The sequence below is a fragment of the Pseudomonas syringae group sp. J309-1 genome (assembly GCF_032582135.1).
In the GTDB taxonomy this organism is placed as follows: domain Bacteria; phylum Pseudomonadota; class Gammaproteobacteria; order Pseudomonadales; family Pseudomonadaceae; genus Aquipseudomonas; species Aquipseudomonas quasicaspiana.
In genome coordinates this window covers 1-17,316 of sequence record NZ_JAWHNU010000088.1, presented here as the reverse complement: position 1 = coordinate 17,316, position 17,316 = coordinate 1, and the positions used below count along the sequence as shown (strand labels likewise).

Sequence of the window (17,316 nt, the reverse complement as noted above, 5' to 3'; positions counted from 1 at the left end):
ACCGAATCGCGGGCAAGCGCGCTCCTACAGGGTCCGTGTTTGCTGCGCGACAGCGTGGTGTCAGGGACACCGGGGCGGCTCCCACAGAGGTTTATGTCAGCCTGAGAAGTTTCATTTTCTCCCCTCAGCGCTTTTCGCCACCTCATCCGTGCGCGCCGCCATGATGAAGTCGTTGCGGTGCAGGCCTTTGATGGAGTGGCTCCACCAGGTCACGGTGACTTTGCCCCATTCGGTCAGCAGACCCGGGTGATGACCTTCTGCTTCGGCTATCTCACCCACAGCATTGGTGAATGCCAGCGCGAACTTGAAATTCTTGAACAGGTAGATTTTTTCCAGCTGCATCACACCGTCGCGGACCTCGATGTTCCAGTCCGGGATCTGCTTCAACAGCTCAGGCAGTTCGGCTTCACTGACTTGCGGGGCGTTGGCGCTGCAGGCTTCGCAGCTGGCTTGGGAGAGATTGGTCATCAATAGGTTTCCTGTTCAGGCCACTTGGGGGTGGGGGCTTGGATGAAGAGCTGGATGAAGGGCGGGGCGGGAATTTCGGTGCGTGCAGACCCAACTGCATGGCTTGCTCGACCATCCCCATGATGTCTTCCTGAGCCAGGTCGAACAGCCGCTTCAAATCAGGCAACACAAAATACAAGGGTTGCAGGATATCGATACGGTAAGGCGTGCGCATCGCTTCCAGAGGATTGAACACCTGATGTTCGGGCGCATTCGAGAGACTGTAGACCGCTTCCTTGGGCGAGGAAAGAATGCCTCCCCCGTAGATTTTCCGACCTTGCGGCGTGTCGACCAGACCGAATTCAATGGTCATCCAGTACAGCCGCGCCAGATACACACGCTGTTCTTTGCTGGCGCTGAGGCCGAGCTTGCCGTAGGTATGGGTGAATTCGGCGAACCAGGGATTGGTCAGCAGCGGGCAATGGCCGAAGATTTCGTGAAAGATGTCCGGCTCTTGCAGGTAGTCCAGTTCCTCCTGGCTGCGAATGAATGTCGCCACCGGAAACTGCTTGTTGGCCAGCAGCTCGAAAAAGGTCTGGAACGGAATCAATGCGGGCACTCGCGCCACTTGCCAGCCAGTGGTTGCGCCCAGAACGCTGTTGATTTCCGCCAGTTGCGGAATGCGGTCATGTGGCAGAGCCAGTTGTTCGATGCCGTCGAGGTATTCCTGGCAGGCACGGCCTTCAATCACCTTCATTTGCCGGGTGATCAGCGTGTTCCATACCTCATGCTCGGCGCTGGGGTAATCAATCACCCCATGATCGTCGAGTTCCCGTGCCACGTATTTCGCAGGGCTCATACATCTCTCCTCGGGGTTCTTTTTATTGGGTTTGTTGCGAACGCCCAAGATCATCAATAGCGCATTTCAGGCTTGCAGGCTGTCAGCGTTTTGGTCTGCAAAGGCCGGTAATGGCGAAATCCCGTAAAGAAATCTTTACGAGTTGGGTGAATCCGCGATTATCTTGTGGTGGAGTAAGTTTTACGGGGTTCTGGTGTAACGAATTCTTGACGCTAAACTTCGCCTCATCACAAAAATAACAACAGCCACAGGACTCATCTGCCATGCGCATCAAAGTGCACTGCCAGAACCGCATCGGTATGACCCGCGACATTCTTGAACTGCTGGCCTCTTACGGCGTTAACGTCGCCCGGGGTGAGGTGGGCGGTGAGCACGGCGACGCCATCTACTTGCATTGCCCGAACCTGATTAATCTGCAATTTCAGTCATTGCGTCCGCGCTTCGAAGCCATTGCCGGCGTCTTTGGCGTCAAGCGTGTCGGGCTGATGCCCAGCGAACGACGGCATATGGAACTGGATGCGCTGCTGGGTGCACTGGAGTTTCCGGTGCTGTCCATCGACATGGGCGGTTCGATTGTCGCGGCTAACCGGGCCGCCGCTCAGTTACTGGGCGTGCGTGTGGATGAGGTGCCGGGAATAGCGTTGTCGCGTTACGCCGAAGACCTTGATGTGCCGGAGTTGATCCGCAGCAACAAATCCCGGATCAATGGCTTGCGAGTGACTATTCGGGGCGATGTGTTTCTTGCGGATATCGCACCTTTGCAGTCGCGCCATGACGACAGCGAAGCCATGGCGGGGGCAGTGTTGACCCTGCATCGTGCGGATCGGGTTGGCGAGCAGATCTATCAGGTTCGCAAGGAAGAACTGCGCGGATTCGACAGTATTTTCCAGAGCTCCAGAGTCATGGCCGCAGTGGTGCGTGAAGCCAGGCGCATGGCTCCGCTGGACGCACCTTTGCTGATCGAAGGTGAGACGGGCACCGGCAAAGAACTGCTGGCCCGCGCCTGCCATCTTGCCAGTCCGCGTGGGCAGTCGCCGTTGATGGCGATGAACTGCTCGGGCCTGTCGGATGCCATGGCCGAGACCGAGCTGTTCGGTTATGGCCCTGGCGCATTCGACGGCGCGCGAGCCGAGGGCAAGCTGGGTCTGCTGGAATTGACGGCGGGAGGCACGTTGTTTCTGGACGGCGTCGGCGAACTGAGTTCGCGCATGCAGGCCAAATTGCTGCGTTTCCTGCAGGACGGCTGCTTCCGGCGAGTCGGCAGTGACGAAGACGTTTTTCTCGATGTGCGCATCATGTGCTCGACTCAGGTTGACCTGTCCGAGCTGTGCACGAAGGGTGAATTTCGCCAGGATCTCTACCATCGCCTCAATGTCTTGACCCTGCACATCCCGCCGTTGCGTGAATGCCTGGACGGTCTCGGTCCGCTGGTTGAGCATTTTCTGGATCAGGCCAGCCGCCAGATAGGCTGTCCGCTACCGAAACTGGCAACTGCTGCCATGGAGCGTTTGAGTCATTACCAGTGGCCGGGCAATGTCAGGCAACTGGAGAATGTCCTGTTCCAGGCGGTTTCGTTGTGTGAGGGCGGGACGGTAAAAGCCGAACACATTCGCTTGCCGGATTACGGCCTGCGCGATCCGTTGGCACAGTTCTCCATGGACGGAGGGCTGGAAGAGATAGTCGGTCGTTTTGAAAAGGCGTTATTGCAGCGTTTATATGCGGAATATCCCAGCAGTCGACAACTTGGAAAACGATTGGGTGTATCCCATACAACAGTGGCTAACAAGTTGCGGGATTATGGGGTGGGTTCTAACAAGCCTGATCGTGTGTAAATCGAATTTTAATGGTCGGCGTTTTATTAACGCCTAATGGTATTAATTATCAGGCAGCACATGTCTTTCTGAGTTGAAGAGGGATTAACTGTGGGAGCGAATTTATTCGCGAAGGCGGTCGTTCAGGCGATACACGGGTTGTGAGTGTACCGGCCCCTTCGCGAATGAATTCGCTCCCACAGAGGGTGTGCTTGACCCCGTAATAGCGTTGTCCCGAAAACCTCAACTATTGCTGCAGCCGTTACCCATGACCTGATAGCCCATCACGTGTTGCTGGCCTTTGGAGTCTTCATAGGTCATGCGCATTGGCACGACCTTGCAGACGTCAGGGATGGCGGTGATGGAAATGACTTTGGCAATATCAGGGTGGCTGCCGTAGGTGTACTGCTCGACGCGTGCTTGTTGGGCAGCAACTTTTGCTCCGGATTCTTCAGCCATTGCAAATGTGCTGAAACCACAGAGTGCCAGAACCAACAGTGAAACTTTCATTTCTGTCTTACCTTCTTGAGTTCGAGAGGGGATACACCGCCCTTGTAAAGCGATGTGTAGCCTTTAATGATTAACTCGCCGTGGGGGCTGTCAGTTATTTATCAGGTGCCTTGTGTGGCGAAGTCGATTCTATGCCTGTCACCGCACTTCATATAGAAACACTTTTGATAAACACTATTGAGCGAATTGACAACAATCCCTGAGAGCACCGGTCCAGAGGCTTATGAACGGTTGACTGCGGTCTTGTCTGTGCCTTTCAATGGTCCTAACGGGCCTGTTTATCTGAACGGTAAGACCATCGTCGAATGGTCCCGACGCCGACAGGCGGATACAACAGGGGCATAAAACAACAACTATCCACCGAGGTAACCAAGATGAGTGCAGCTTCCCTGTACCCCGTCCGCCCAGAAGTCGCAGCGAGCACGCTGACCGATGAGGCGACCTACAAGGCCATGTACCAGCAGTCGGTGGTCAATCCCGATGGCTTCTGGCGTGAACAAGCTCAGCGTCTGGACTGGATCAAACCTTTTACCTCGGTCAAGCAGACCTCTTTCGATGACCATCGCGTCGACATCAAATGGTTTGCCGATGGCACCCTGAACGTCGCCTATAACTGCCTGGATCGCCATCTCGAAGAGCGCGGCGACACCATCGCTATCATCTGGGAGGGCGACGATCCTTCCGAAAGCCGCAACATTACCTATCGCGAGCTGCATGCCGAAGTCTGCAAGTTCGCCAACGCGTTGCGCGGTCAGGATGTGCACCGTGGCGACGTCGTCACTATTTATATGCCGATGATCCCCGAGGCCGTGGTCGCCATGCTGGCCTGCGCCCGTATCGGTGCGATCCACTCGGTTGTGTTTGGTGGTTTCTCGCCCGAAGCACTGGCTGGCCGCATCATCGACTGCAAATCCAAAGTGGTTATCACTGCTGACGAAGGTCTGCGCGGCGGCAAGAAAACCGCCATGAAAGCCAACGTTGACCGGGCGCTGACCAACCCGGAAACCGCCAGCGTGCAGAAAGTCATCGTCTGCAAACGCACTGGCGGCGACATCGAATGGAACCGCCACCGTGACATCTGGTATCACTCGCTGCTGGACGTGGCGTCCGAGATCTGTGCGCCGAAAGAAATGGGGGCCGAAGAGTCGCTGTTTATCCTTTATACCTCTGGCTCAACGGGCAAACCGAAAGGCGTGCTGCACACCACGGGCGGCTATCTGTTGTATGCCGCGCTGACTCACGAGCGAGTGTTCGACTACAAACCGGGCGAAATTTACTGGTGCACCGCTGACGTTGGTTGGGTCACGGGCCACAGCTATATCGTCTATGGCCCGCTGGCCAACGGCGCCACCACGCTGTTGTTCGAAGGCGTACCGAACTATCCGGACATCACGCGTCTGTCGAAGATCATCGACAAGCACAAGGTCAATATCCTTTACACCGCACCGACTGCCATCCGCGCGATGATGGCTGAAGGCACCAAGTCCGTTGAAGGCGCTGACGGTTCAAGCCTGCGCCTGCTGGGTTCGGTGGGCGAACCGATCAACCCGGAAGCCTGGAACTGGTACTACAACACGGTCGGCAAGAAAAACTGCCCGATCGTCGATACCTGGTGGCAGACCGAAACCGGCGGCATTCTGATCAGCCCGCTGCCGGGCGCGACGGCCCTCAAGCCTGGCTCGGCAACGCGTCCGTTCTTCGGCGTGATTCCGGCGTTGGTGGATAACCTTGGCAACCTGATCGAAGGCGCTGCCGAAGGCAACCTCGTCATCCTCGATTCGTGGCCGGGTCAATCGCGCTCCCTGTACGGCGACCATGACCGGTTCGTCGATACCTACTTCAAGACCTTCCGCGGCATGTACTTCACGGGTGACGGTGCGCGTCGTGACGAGGACGGTTACTACTGGATCACCGGTCGCGTGGATGACGTGCTTAACGTCTCTGGCCACCGCATGGGCACGGCTGAAATCGAAAGTGCGATGGTTGCGCATCCGAAGGTGGCCGAAGCCGCAGTGGTCGGCGTACCTCATGACCTGAAAGGGCAGGGCATCTACGTTTACGTGACGCTCAACGGCGGTGAAGTGCCGGATGATGCTTTGCGCAACGAGCTGCGTAACTGGGTCCGTAAAGAAATCGGCCCGATTGCTTCGCCAGATGTGATTCAGTGGGCGCCAGGCCTGCCGAAAACCCGCTCCGGGAAAATCATGCGCCGCATCCTGCGCAAGATCGCCACGGGTGAATACGATTCGCTGGGCGATATCTCGACCCTGGCCGATCCGAGCGTGGTGCAGCATTTGATCGATACGCACAAGACCATGAAAGTGGCCTGATAGTCAGCGGTTGAAAGAGCCCCATCCGGTGTGAGCCGGGTGGGGCTTTTGTTTTCCAAATCAAAACCGAAGCGCTCCTATCGCGAGCAAGCTCGGCTCCCACATGAGAATGCGATTTCATGTGGGAGCCGAGCTTGCTCGCGATAGGAGCAGCACAAAAACCTCAGGCTCCACGAAATCTCAGCTTCATCCAACCAGGATATATATCGACCTGTTACCCACCCCACCGCTCAGGTAACGCCACTCCCGCTTATGGGGCAACGCACCTCACATCTGTAAGAATCTGCTACTCAAATAGCTGGCAGATAAACATGCGGCAATCCCGCCCTTGCCGTATTACAAGGCTTTGCCAATAATGGGCGCGCATTTTGCTGCAATCACGGGTTATCCCTCTTTTCGCCTTTGCATAACCGTTTTTGGTTGTCAATGCGCATGCCGTGATTTTCAGTGCATTTGTAACTAGTTGTCGCATTGAAGAAATATCGACTTCGAGCGTCCCGTTAAAATGCCGCTCACTCGCCGCAGGCTTGCAGGTCCGCATACCGGTCCCAGTCGCCTGGCGTCTATCTCCAATAGTCCTCTTCGCATCCTGGGCTCTTGCTCACGTTGCCATTTGTCGTGTTTTACCGACGGAGTCCTGACAATGAAAAAGCTCATGCTGCTTGGCGCAATGGCGCTGACCGTTCTGGCGCAGCCAGTGTTCGCAGACGAAAAGCCTCTGAAAATCGGTATTGAAGCAGCGTACCCTCCGTTTGCCTCCAAAGCACCGGACGGCAGCATCGTCGGTTTCGACTACGATATCGGCAACGCGCTGTGTGCTGAGATGAAGGTCAAGTGCACCTGGGTCGAGCAGGAATTCGACGGCCTGATCCCGGCACTGAAAGTGCGCAAGATCGATGCGATCCTTTCTTCGATGTCCATCACCGAAGACCGCAAGAAGTCGGTTGATTTCACTGATCGCTACTACAGCACTCAGGCGCGCCTGGTCATGAAGGAAGGCACCACCGTCAGCGACAGCCTGGATGAACTCAAAGGCAAGACGATCGGCGCGCAACGTGGAACGATCCACGACACTTTCGCGAAAAAAGTGCTTGAGCCCAAGGGCGCTGTGATCAAGTCCTACAGCTCCCAGAACGAAATCTACCTGGACCTCAAGGCCGGTCGTCTGGACGGCACGGTAGCGGACGCGACCCTGCTGCAGGACGGTTTCCTGAAAACCGATTCGGGCAAAGGCTATGCTTTTGTCGGCCCGGCATTCACCGACCCGGCTTACTTCGGTGACGGCATCGGCATTGCTGTTCGCAAGGGCGACAAAGCCAACGTTGAGCGCATCAATGCCGCCATCGCTGCGATTCGCGCCAACGGCGAGTACAAGAAGATTCAGGACAAGTACTTCGACTTCGACGTTTACGGCAAGTAAACCTGTCGTCACGGATGGCGCAGCCAGAAGCCGGTTTCGGTGTTGTGGCTAGCGCCATTTTTTACACCCATGAGGACTGCACAACATGTTGAATGGCTACGGGGCTGTCATCCTCGAGGGCGCAGGGCTGACGCTGCAACTGGCCCTGTCGTCGATGGCGCTGGCAATCGTCCTGGGTCTGATCGGTGTGTCGTTGCGTTTGTCGCCGGTGCGCTGGCTGGCCTGGCTGGGTGACGTGTATTCCACTGTGATTCGCGGGATTCCCGATCTGGTCCTGATCCTGCTGATTTTCTATGGCGGTCAGGGGGCCTTGAACACCATTGCGCCGATGCTCGGTCACGACGATTACATCGACCTGAGCCCGCTGGCTGCCGGTATCGGCACCCTGGGTTTCATCTTTGGTGCTTATCTGTCGGAAACCTTCCGGGGTGCGTTCATGGCCATTCCAAAAGGGCAGGCCGAAGCAGGCCTTGCTTACGGGATGAGTCACTCCAAAGTGTTTTTCAGAATTCTGGTGCCGCAGATGGTTCGCCTGGCGATCCCCGGCTTCACCAACAACTGGCTGGTACTGACCAAGGCGACCGCGCTGATTTCGCTGGTCGGTCTGCAGGACATGATGTTTCTTGCCAAGCAGGCAGGCGACGCCACCAGTCAGCCCTTTACCTTTTTCCTGGCCGTGGCCGGGATATATTTGCTGATTACCAGCGTTTCGCTGTTGGCTCTGCGCCTTGTCGAAAAACGTTACTCCGTTGGAGTAAGGGCGGCTGACCTGTGATTTTTGATTACAACGTCATATGGGACAGTCTGCCGCTGTACTTCGCCGGTCTGCTGACCACCCTTGAATTGCTCGGCATCGCCCTGGTGTTTGGTCTGTTGGCGGCGTTTCCACTGGGCCTGATGCGGGTGTCGAAAAAGCCCTGGGTGAATATGCCTGCATGGCTTTATACCTACGTGATTCGTGGCACGCCGATGCTGGTGCAGCTGTATCTGATCTATTACGGCCTGTCGCAGTTCGCTGCGGTCCGGGAAAGCTTCCTGTGGCCATGGCTGTCCAGTGCGACCTTTTGCGCTTGTCTGGCGTTTGCGATCAATACCAGCGCCTACACCGCGGAAATCATCGCTGGCAGCCTCAAGGCTACGCCTGCGGGCGAGATTGAAGCGGCACGCGCCATGGGCATGTCCAAATCCAAAATGTACCGCCGCATCCTGCTGCCTTCGGCCTTGCGTCGAGCGCTGCCGCAGTACAGCAACGAAGTGATCATGATGTTGCAGACCACCAGTCTCGCGTCCAGCGTCACTCTGGTCGACATCACCGGAGCGGCCCGGGCGGTCAACTCCGAAAGCTTTTTGCCCTTCGAGGCGTTTATCACCGCAGGCGTGTTCTACCTGTGCCTGACATTCATTCTGGTGCGCCTGTTCAAGCTGGCTGAACGCCGCTGGCTGGGCTACCTCGCACCCCGGAAGGCCTGACATGCAAAGAACCGATCATGTATTGCCGTGGAGCACCCTCGGCACCGAGCGCCACCTCAGCGTGTTTCGTTTCGGCAGCGGCGAGCGCAAGGCCTACATTCAGGCCAGCCTGCACGCCGATGAACTGCCGGGTATGCGCACGGCCTGGGAGCTGAAGAAGCGTCTGGCCGAACTGGAAGAGCAGGGCGCGCTCAAGGGCGTTATCGAACTGGTACCGGTCGCCAACCCGATTGGCCTGGGCCAGCTGCTGCAAGGCGCGCACCAGGGCCGTTTCGAGTTTGGCAGTGGCAAGAATTTCAATCGCGATTTTTCCGAACTGAGCGAGCCGGTGGCCGAGTTGCTTGAAGGCCAGTTGGGCGATGACCCGCACAGCAATGTGCAATTGATCCGTCAGGCCATGGCTACGGTGCTGGCCAATCTGCCTCCAGCTGAAAGTGAGCTACGCGGCATGCAGCGGATTCTGCTGAGTCACGCGTGCGTGGCCGATGTTGTGCTCGACCTGCATTGCGACGCCGATGCTGCATTGCACATGTACGCCTTGCCGCAGCACTGGCCGCAATGGCGCTCGCTGACTGCGCATTTGAATGTGCAAGTGGCTTTGCTGGCGGAAGACTCGGGTGGCAGCTCGTTCGACGAGGCCTGTTCGCTACCGTGGTTGCGCCTGTCGCGGATTTTCCCTGATGCGCAGATCCCGCTGGCCTGCCTGGCAACTACCATTGAACTGGGCGGTCAGGCCGATACCGGTAAACCTGAGGCCGAGGCTCATGCCGAAGGCATTCTGGCGTTTCTTGCCGGGCAAGGTTTTATCAGTGGTGACTGGCCGCAGGCAGCCCATGAAGAGTGCGAAGGGATGCCGTTCGAAGGCACTGAATTGCTGTTCGCCCCGCACCCTGGCGTGGTGAGTTTCCTGCGTGAAGCAGGCGCCTGGGTCGAAGTGGGTGAGCCGCTGTTTGAAGTGATTGATCCGCTGTCTGACCGGGTCAGTACTGTTTGCTCGAATACCGCCGGGGTGTTGTTTGCCATCGAGCGACTGCGTTACGCCCAGCCGGGCTTCTGGCTGGCCAAGGTGGCGGGTCGTACTGCCCGACGTCAGGGTCGCTTGCTCAATGACTGACCCATTTGTGAGAACTGAAAGCATGAACAAACTGGAAGTCCAGGACCTGCACAAACGCTATGGCAGCCATGAAGTGCTCAAGGGAGTCTCCCTGACCGCCAAAGCGGGCGATGTGATCAGCATCATTGGCTCCAGTGGTTCGGGCAAAAGCACCTTCCTGCGTTGCATTAATCTGTTGGAGCAGCCCCATGCGGGCAAGATTCTGCTCAACAACGAAGAGCTTCAGCTGGTCGCCAACAAAGACGGCAGCATGCGTGCTGCGGACCCGAAACAGCTGCAACGCATGCGTTCGCGTCTGTCCATGGTGTTTCAGCACTTCAACTTGTGGTCGCACATGACCGCGCTGGAAAACATCATCGAAGCTCCGGTGCATGTGTTGGGTGTGTCGAAAAAAGAAGCGCTGGAAAAAGCCGAGCATTACCTGGCCAAAGTAGGCGTTGCTCACCGTAAGGACGCCTATCCGGGGCATATGTCCGGTGGCGAACAGCAGCGTGTGGCGATTGCCCGTGCGTTGGCAATGGAGCCGGAGGTGATGCTGTTCGACGAACCGACCTCCGCGCTGGACCCTGAGCTGGTGGGTGACGTACTCAAAGTCATGCAGGCCCTTGCTCAGGAAGGCCGGACCATGGTCGTGGTGACGCATGAAATGGGCTTCGCCCGTGAAGTCTCCAACCAATTGATCTTTCTCCACAAAGGCGTGGTCGAAGAGCGCGGTGATCCTCGTGAAGTCCTGGTCAATCCGCAGTCCGAACGTTTGCAGCAGTTCCTGTCGGGTAGCTTGAAGTAACGAAAAGCTACGTTTTGGCGATGCGTTTCGAGACGTAACCGTTCATGCTGCGCGGCAAGCAGCATGAGCTGATTGCAGTAGATTCAGCCTGGGCGTCGATGCCCGCCCCATAAGCTGTGCACACAGTTTTAACAACAGCGACACGTTTCGGATTGCATGCCATGACCGCTCAACGAATTGGTTTTCTTATCTGGCCCAGCACCAAAGCCCTGACTCTGGCGCTGGCCGAGGAAGCCTTGCGTGTCGCCCAGCGCGTCCATCCGGAAGTGCTTTACGAACTGTCGTTTCTGCAAGCCGAAGCGCCCGCCGAGGGTGCATGGCAATTGCCCGGCGAGCCTTGGGCGGGGCGGCTGGAAGGTTGCCAGAAGCTGTTTTTGCTGGCTGATGAGCCACCTGCGGCGGTCAACTCCACCTTGGCCTCGGCGCTCAAACAGTTAGTGCGTTCCGGTTGCGTGATAGGTGGGTTATCGGCGGGTGTTTACCCGCTGGCTCAGTTGGGCCTGCTGGATGGTTATCGCGCTGCGGTGCACTGGCGCTGGCAGGATGATTTTACCGAGCGTTTCCCCAAAGTGATTGCCACCAGCCATCTGTTTGACTGGGATCGTGATCGTTTGACGGCGTGTGGCGGCATGTCGGTGCTGGATCTGTTGCTGGCCGTGCTGGCGCGTGATCATGGCGCTGAACTGGCGGGCGCAGTGTCTGAAGAGCTGGTAGTGGAGCGCATTCGCGAAGGCGGCGAGCGTCAGCGTATTCCGTTGCAGAATCGCCTGGGGTCCAGCCATCCGAAGCTGACTCAGGCTGTGCTGCTGATGGAAGCCAATATCGAAGAGCCCCTGACCACCGATGAAATTGCTCAGCACGTGTGTGTCTCGCGCCGTCAGTTGGAGCGGATCTTCAAGCAGTACCTCAATCGCGTGCCGAGCCAGTATTACCTGGAGCTGCGCCTCAACAAGGCGCGACAGATGCTGATGCAGACCAGTAAATCCATCATCCAGATTGGCTTGTCCTGTGGCTTCTCATCAGGGCCACACTTCTCCAGCGCCTACCGCAACTTCTTCGGCGCGACTCCCCGTGAAGACCGTAACCAGCGCCGCAGCAGCAGCCCGTTTGAATTGTCGTCGGTGCCTGCAGAGCGGGGTTGAGTAGTCCTGCAGATTTTTGGTTGCCTTTGTGGGAGCTGGGCTTGCCCGCGATAAGGCCGGACGCGGTTCAATTGAGATCGCGTCGTTCCTATCGTCGGAATGCCGCCCAGACCAAGCCCAGCTCCCACAGGGGTAAGCATTCCTCCTTGCAATTACCGGCATCTGTATCTGCAACAATCGGCCCGCAACGTTTAAACTGCGCCTTTGCGATGGTTAATGTCGCATTGCCGAAAGTCACTGAAAAACCCGGTTTTGTGCTGTAACAAGTTGTCGCCTGGCGGCAAGGCCGGAGTCAAACCAGTCCTTACAATCTTCCCATCGCTCGCCAGTTTCAGGCAGGCGTTCCTCTTCAGGAGACTCCGATGTCCGTTGAGCAAGCTGCGGTGCAACGCGCCGATTTCGACCAGGTAATGGTCCCTAACTACGCTCCAGCCGGGTTCATCCCTGTGCGTGGTGCTGGTTCCCGAGTCTGGGACCAGTCGGGCCGTGAACTGGTTGATCTCTCCGGCGGGATTGCCGTCAACGTACTGGGCCACTGCCATCCGGCGCTGGTGGGTGCCTTGACTGAGCAGGCCAACAAGCTCTGGCACGTTTCCAACGTTTTCACCAACGAGCCAGCCCTGCGTCTGGCGAAGAAGCTGGTGGACGCGACATTCGCCGAGCGCGTGTTCTTCTGTAACTCCGGTGCCGAAGCCAACGAAGCCGCTTTCAAGCTGGCGCGCCGCGTTTCCCACGATCTGTATGGTCCGGACAAATACGAAATCATTGCGGCACTGAACAGCTTCCACGGTCGTACGCTGTTCACCGTGACCGTGGGTGGTCAGTCCAAGTACTCCGATGGCTTTGGGCCGAAGATCACTGGCATCACCCACGTGCCATTCAACGATCTGGCAGCGCTCAAGGCCGCGATCTCTGACAAGACTTGCGCCGTGGTGCTGGAGCCTGTTCAGGGCGAGGGTGGCGTATTGCCTGCCGAACTTGAATACCTGCAAGGTGCCCGGGCACTGTGCGATGAGCACAAAGCGCTGCTGATCTTCGATGAAGTGCAGTGTGGCATGGGCCGTAGCGGTCGTCTGTTTGCCTATATGAATTACGGCGTGACGCCGGACATCCTGTCCAGCGCCAAGAGCATTGGCGGCGGCTTCCCGATGGCAGCCATGCTGACCACCGAAAAGCTCGCCAAGCACTTCGCGGTCGGCGTTCACGGTACAACTTACGGCGGCAATGCCCTGGCGTGCGCCGTGGGTAACGCAGTGATGGACGTGGTCCACACTCAGGAAGTCCGCGACGGCGTCACGGCCAAACATGCGAAGTTCAAGGCCCGCCTGGAGCAGATCGGCGAGAAGTACGGTGTTTTCACCCTGGTTCGTGGCATGGGCCTGTTGATTGGTTGCGTGCTGACCGATGCCTGGAAAGGCAAGGCCAAGGACTTCTTCAACGCTGCCGAGCATGAAGGGGTGATGATTCTGCAAGCCGGTCCTGACGTGGTGCGTTTTGCTCCGAGTCTGGTGATCGAAGACGCTGACATCGACGAAGGTCTGGATCGCTTCGAGCGCGCTGTGGCCAAGCTGACTCAGGCTTGATGGCGGGCTGATCCACCGCAACACCTTCCGGCGTTTGCCTGCACGGTAAGCGTCGGACATTTTCCTGTGCCATGTGGCGTTGATCCACGTGGCGCTTTTTTTCTGTGCCGGGTTTGCCCGGTCTGTGTTCTGGTAAGGAGTGGCACCATGCTCGTGATGCGCCCCGCGCAAATGGCTGATCTGGCCGAGGTTCAACGCCTCGCTGCCGACAGCCCGATCGGTGTCACGTCCCTGCCTGACGATGCGGGGCGGCTTGGCGACAAGATCGCCGCTTCGGAAGCCTCGTTCGCGGCCGAAGTGAGCTTCAATGGCGAAGAAACCTACTTCTTCGTACTGGAAGACAGCGAAAGCGGACGACTGGTGGGCTGTTCAGGGATTGTCGCTTCGGCGGGCTATTCCGAACCCTTTTACAGCTTCCGTAACGAAACCTTCGTTCACGCGTCTCGCGAGCTGAAGATTCATAACAAGATTCATGTTCTTTCCCAGTGCCACGACTTGACCGGCAACAGCCTGTTGACCAGTTTCTATGTGGTCCCTGAACTGGTGGGCAGTGCATGGTCGGAGCTTAATTCCCGGGGGCGTCTGCTGTTTGTCGCGAGCCACCCGGAGCGTTTCGCGGATTCGGTGGTGACCGAGATCGTCGGTTACAGCGATGAAAATGGCGACTCGCCGTTCTGGGATGCCATCGGGCGCAACTTCTTCGATCTGAACTATGCCGCAGCCGAACGTCTGTGCGGGCTGAAAAGCCGGACATTCCTCGCCGAGCTGATGCCGCATTACCCGATTTATGTGCCGCTGTTGCCGGATGCTGCTCAGGAAGCCATGGGCCAGGTGCATCCGCGGGCGCAGATCACCTTCGACATCCTGATGCGCGAAGGCTTCGAGACCGATCACTACATCGATATTTTCGACGGTGGCCCGACCCTGCATGCGCGTGTTTCCGGGATTCGCTCCATTGCCCAGAGCCGTTTGGTGCCCGTCAAAATCGATGCTCAACGGTCCACTGACACCGGTTCCGGCGGCCGTTTGTATCTTGTTGCCAATGGCTTGTTGCAGGATTACCGGGCGATATTGCTGGAACTGGACTGGGCGCCAGGCAAGCCGGTCGCCCTGAGTCTGGCGGCAGCCGAGGCGCTGGGTGTCGGTGAAGACGCCAGCGTGCGGGTCGTGGCGGTCTGATACGCCTTTGAATGTGGATGGCTGGTTTAGCGAGTTTCGCCGTTTCCCGAGGGAAGTGGTATTGAGGAGATAGCATGATCGTTCGTCCCGTAAGCAGCAGTGACCTGCCAGCGCTGATCGAGTTGGCGCGCAGCACAGGCGCTGGCCTGACGACTTTGCCCGCCAATGAAGAACGCTTGGCGCACCGGGTCGGTTGGGCGGAAAAGACCTTTCGCGGCGAAGCCGGGCGCGGTGATGCGGATTACCTTTTCGTGCTTGAAGACGATGACGGCCGCGTAGTGGGTATTTCCGCCATCGCTGGGGCGGTTGGCCTGCGCGAGCCCTGGTACAACTATCGAGTGGGGCTGACGGTCAGCGCTTCTCAGGAATTGAATATCTATCGGGAAATCCCGACCCTGTTTCTGGCCAATGATCTGACCGGTAATTCCGAGCTGTGCTCGCTGTTCCTGCACAGCGACTTCCGTAACGGTTTGAACGGGCGTCTGCTGGCCAAGGCGCGGATGCTGTTTATCGCGGAGTTCCCGCAGTTGTTTGGCAACAAGATCATCGCCGAGATGCGCGGCATGTCCGATGAAAATGGTCGGTCGCCGTTCTGGGAAAGTCTGGGGCGACACTTCTTCAAGATGGAGTTCAGCCAGGCGGATTACCTGACGGGCGTCGGTAACAAGGCGTTCATTGCTGAGCTGATGCCCAAGTTTCCGCTGTACAGCTGCTTCCTCTCCGAAGATGCCCGTAACGTGATTGGCCGGGTGCACGCCGACACCGAACCAGCGCTGACCATGCTCAAGGCCGAAGGCTTCAGCTATCAGGGTTACGTGGATATCTTCGACGCCGGTCCAGCGGTTGAGTGCGAGACTGCGAAGATCCGCGCCGTGCGCGACAGTGCGCCTTTGGTGCTGGCCATCGGTACGCCGGGTGACGATGCCACACAGTTCCTGATTCATAACCGCAAGCGTGAGGAGTGCAGAATCACTGTGGGCGCGGCGCGCTTTGCGGCCGGTACATTGGTGGTTGCCCCGGCGACCGCCAAGCGCCTGCGCCTGAGTGCGGGCGACAATGTCCGGGCGGTTCCGCTGTCCCCCGCGCGGGAGGCTGTCTGATGAGCACCTTGTATATCGCAGGCAACTGGCAGGCCGGGCAGGGCGAGGCGTTCGAGTCGCTCAATCCGGTGACTCAGCAGGTTGTATGGTCCGGGCAAGGTGCAACGGCCGCTCAGGTAGACGTTGCCGTGCAAGCTGCGCGTCAGGCTTTTCCGGCGTGGGCGAGTCGCACCCTGGAAGATCGCATCACGGTGCTGGAAGCGTTCGCCGCCAGCCTGAAAAACCAGGCAGACGTTTTGGCGCAGTGCATTGGTGAAGAAACCGGAAAGCCGCTCTGGGAGTCAGCGACCGAAGTGACCAGCATGGTCAATAAAATCGCTATTTCCGTACAAAGCTACCGGGAGCGCACCGGCGAGAAGAGCGGCCCGCTGGGCGACGCGAACGCAGTGCTGCGCCACAAGCCCCATGGCGTGGTCGCGGTGTTCGGTCCGTACAACTTTCCCGGGCATCTGCCCAACGGACACATTGTCCCGGCTTTGCTGGCGGGCAATGCCGTCGTGTTCAAACCCAGCGAGCTGACCCCGAAAGTCGCCGAACTGACGGTCAAGTGCTGGATTGAGACCGGTTTGCCTGCCGGTGTATTGAATCTGCTGCAGGGAGGTCGTGACACCGGTATCGCTCTTGCCGCCAACCCGGGCATCGATGGATTGTTTTTCACCGGTTCGAGCCGTACTGGCAATGCTCTGCATCAGCAGTTTGCCGGTCGTCCCGACAAGATTCTTGCGCTGGAAATGGGCGGCAATAATCCGCTGGTCGTCGACGAAGTTGGCGATGTAGACGCTGCGGTGTACACGGTTATTCAGTCGGCATTCATCTCCGCGGGGCAGCGCTGCACGTGCGCGCGACGCTTGCTGGTGCCACAGGGCGTCTGGGGCGATGCCTTTCTTGAGCGTCTGGTTGAGGTCACGCGCAACATCGAAGTGGGCGCTTACGATCAGCAGCCCGCGCCGTTCATGGGCTCGGTCATTTCGCTGCACGCGGCCAGTGCCTTGCTGGCGGCTCAGGAGCAATTGCTTGCCAATGGCGCTTTGGCGTTACTGGAAATGACCCAGCCACACGCCACGTCGGCGTTGCTCACACCAGGCATTATTGACGTGTCCGAGGTCAGCGATACTCTTGATGAAGAGCTGTTCGGGCCGCTGTTGCAGGTGCTGCGTTATACGGATTTTGATAACGCCATCGCCTTGGCCAATGACACTCAGTACGGCCTGGCTGCCGGTCTGCTGTCGGATTCCGAAGCGCGTTACAAACAGTTCTGGCTGGAGAGCCGGGCAGGGATCGTCAACTGGAACAAACAGCTGACTGGCGCGGCGAGCAGCGCACCGTTTGGCGGGGTAGGGGCTTCCGGTAATCACCGGGCGAGTGCGTATTACGCGGCGGATTATTGCGCGTATCCGGTGGCCTCGCTGGAGAGCAGCAGCCTGACCTTGCCCGCGACCCTGACGCCGGGTGTGCGATTGTCATGACTGTCGTGCAGTAAACATTGAACCTGTAGATACTCTGTTGCCGGTCAAGCTTTCACGAAGTGTTTTTCGCTGAATAGCTTGGCCGTATCAAAATCCTC

14 protein-coding genes and 1 pseudogene are annotated in these 17,316 nt (G+C 58.0%); 12 read left to right on the top strand and 3 right to left on the bottom strand.

Annotated features, from left to right (window positions below; genetic code table 11):
- Window positions 1-111 precede the first annotated feature (111 nt).
- Both RX972_RS27810 and phhA read right to left on the bottom strand, forming a co-directional pair.
- Window positions 112-468 (bottom strand): 4a-hydroxytetrahydrobiopterin dehydratase, encoded by a 357-nt coding sequence (locus RX972_RS27810; protein WP_122704441.1) that lies wholly within the window; start codon window positions 466-468, stop codon window positions 112-114.
- Between the two features lie 52 nt (window positions 469-520).
- Window positions 521-1,306, bottom strand: a pseudogene (gene phhA / locus RX972_RS27805) (phenylalanine 4-monooxygenase); the annotation flags it as partial.
- A 263-nt stretch (window positions 1,307-1,569) separates the two neighbouring features.
- Here phhA and RX972_RS27800 point away from each other — a divergent pair.
- Window positions 1,570-3,138 carry a sigma-54-dependent transcriptional regulator gene (locus tag RX972_RS27800; RefSeq protein WP_316880395.1) on the top strand — a complete coding sequence of 523 codons (1,569 nt, stop codon included), beginning with the start codon at window positions 1,570-1,572 and terminating at the stop codon, window positions 3,136-3,138.
- A gap of 222 nt (window positions 3,139-3,360) precedes the next feature.
- Here the strand turns inward: RX972_RS27800 and RX972_RS27795 are convergent, their stop codons facing one another.
- Window positions 3,361-3,627, bottom strand: a complete 267-nt coding sequence (locus RX972_RS27795) for a DUF2790 domain-containing protein (RefSeq protein ID WP_087273874.1) — start codon at window positions 3,625-3,627, stop codon at window positions 3,361-3,363.
- Between the two features lie 374 nt (window positions 3,628-4,001).
- On the opposite strand from RX972_RS27795, the gene acs reads away from it, so the two are divergent.
- From acs to astD, 11 genes are all read left to right on the top strand, one after another.
- A complete protein-coding gene (acs, locus tag RX972_RS27790; RefSeq protein WP_027898010.1) occupies window positions 4,002-5,957 on the top strand; it encodes an acetate--CoA ligase in 1,956 nt (651 codons plus the stop codon).
- A gap of 643 nt (window positions 5,958-6,600) precedes the next feature.
- Entirely contained in the window at window positions 6,601-7,377 is a 777-nt protein-coding gene (locus RX972_RS27785; RefSeq protein ID WP_099267398.1) for an ABC transporter substrate-binding protein, read from the top strand.
- Window positions 7,378-7,462: 85 nt separating this feature from the next.
- Entirely contained in the window at window positions 7,463-8,152 is a 690-nt protein-coding gene (locus tag RX972_RS27780) for an ABC transporter permease (RefSeq protein WP_027900070.1), read from the top strand.
- The gene (locus tag RX972_RS27775) at window positions 8,149-8,847 is read left to right on the top strand and encodes an ABC transporter permease (RefSeq protein WP_316880392.1); all 699 of its coding nucleotides are present in this window, start codon (window positions 8,149-8,151) and stop codon (window positions 8,845-8,847) included. The genes RX972_RS27780 and RX972_RS27775 overlap by 4 nt, the downstream gene beginning before the upstream one ends.
- A 1-nt stretch (window position 8,848) precedes the next feature.
- Window positions 8,849-9,961: a M14 family metallopeptidase gene (locus RX972_RS27770; protein WP_316880390.1), complete on the top strand. Its 1,113-nt coding sequence runs from the start codon at window positions 8,849-8,851 to the stop codon at window positions 9,959-9,961.
- A 22-nt stretch (window positions 9,962-9,983) separates the two neighbouring features.
- Window positions 9,984-10,748, top strand: a complete 765-nt coding sequence (locus RX972_RS27765; protein WP_027900073.1) for an ABC transporter ATP-binding protein — start codon at window positions 9,984-9,986, stop codon at window positions 10,746-10,748.
- Window positions 10,749-10,909: 161 nt separating this feature from the next.
- On the top strand, window positions 10,910-11,890 hold the full coding sequence (gene argR / locus RX972_RS27760; protein ID WP_087273887.1) for a transcriptional regulator ArgR: 981 nt from the start codon (window positions 10,910-10,912) through the stop codon (window positions 11,888-11,890).
- A 362-nt stretch (window positions 11,891-12,252) separates the two neighbouring features.
- Window positions 12,253-13,473, top strand: a complete 1,221-nt coding sequence (locus tag RX972_RS27755) for an aspartate aminotransferase family protein (protein WP_316880385.1) — start codon at window positions 12,253-12,255, stop codon at window positions 13,471-13,473.
- Between the two features lie 147 nt (window positions 13,474-13,620).
- Window positions 13,621-14,652 carry an arginine/ornithine succinyltransferase subunit alpha gene (gene aruF, locus RX972_RS27750; RefSeq protein WP_027900076.1) on the top strand — a complete coding sequence of 344 codons (1,032 nt, stop codon included), beginning with the start codon at window positions 13,621-13,623 and terminating at the stop codon, window positions 14,650-14,652.
- A 74-nt stretch (window positions 14,653-14,726) separates the two neighbouring features.
- Entirely contained in the window at window positions 14,727-15,752 is a 1,026-nt protein-coding gene (astA, locus tag RX972_RS27745; RefSeq protein WP_027900077.1) for an arginine N-succinyltransferase, read from the top strand.
- Window positions 15,749-17,218, top strand: a complete 1,470-nt coding sequence (gene astD / locus RX972_RS27740; protein ID WP_316880396.1) for a succinylglutamate-semialdehyde dehydrogenase — start codon at window positions 15,749-15,751, stop codon at window positions 17,216-17,218. Before astA ends, astD begins: the two co-directional genes overlap by 4 nt.
- Window positions 17,219-17,316: the final 98 nt, after the last annotated feature.

Bases quoted from the DNA above. Each gene is read 5' to 3' on its own strand.
- RX972_RS27810 (WP_122704441.1), bottom strand. From the start codon at position 468: ATGACCAATCTCTCCCAAGCCAGCTGCGAAGCCTGCAGCGCCAACGCC.
- RX972_RS27800 (WP_316880395.1), top strand. From the start codon at position 1,570: ATGCGCATCAAAGTGCACTGCCAGAACCGCATCGGTATGACCCGCGAC.
- RX972_RS27795 (WP_087273874.1), bottom strand. From the start codon at position 3,627: ATGAAAGTTTCACTGTTGGTTCTGGCACTCTGTGGTTTCAGCACATTT.
- acs (WP_027898010.1), top strand. From the start codon at position 4,002: ATGAGTGCAGCTTCCCTGTACCCCGTCCGCCCAGAAGTCGCAGCGAGC.
- RX972_RS27785 (WP_099267398.1), top strand. From the start codon at position 6,601: ATGAAAAAGCTCATGCTGCTTGGCGCAATGGCGCTGACCGTTCTGGCG.
- RX972_RS27780 (WP_027900070.1), top strand. From the start codon at position 7,463: ATGTTGAATGGCTACGGGGCTGTCATCCTCGAGGGCGCAGGGCTGACG.
- RX972_RS27770 (WP_316880390.1), top strand. From the start codon at position 8,849: ATGCAAAGAACCGATCATGTATTGCCGTGGAGCACCCTCGGCACCGAG.
- RX972_RS27765 (WP_027900073.1), top strand. From the start codon at position 9,984: ATGAACAAACTGGAAGTCCAGGACCTGCACAAACGCTATGGCAGCCAT.
- argR (WP_087273887.1), top strand. From the start codon at position 10,910: ATGACCGCTCAACGAATTGGTTTTCTTATCTGGCCCAGCACCAAAGCC.
- RX972_RS27755 (WP_316880385.1), top strand. From the start codon at position 12,253: ATGTCCGTTGAGCAAGCTGCGGTGCAACGCGCCGATTTCGACCAGGTA.
- aruF (WP_027900076.1), top strand. From the start codon at position 13,621: ATGCTCGTGATGCGCCCCGCGCAAATGGCTGATCTGGCCGAGGTTCAA.
- astA (WP_027900077.1), top strand. From the start codon at position 14,727: ATGATCGTTCGTCCCGTAAGCAGCAGTGACCTGCCAGCGCTGATCGAG.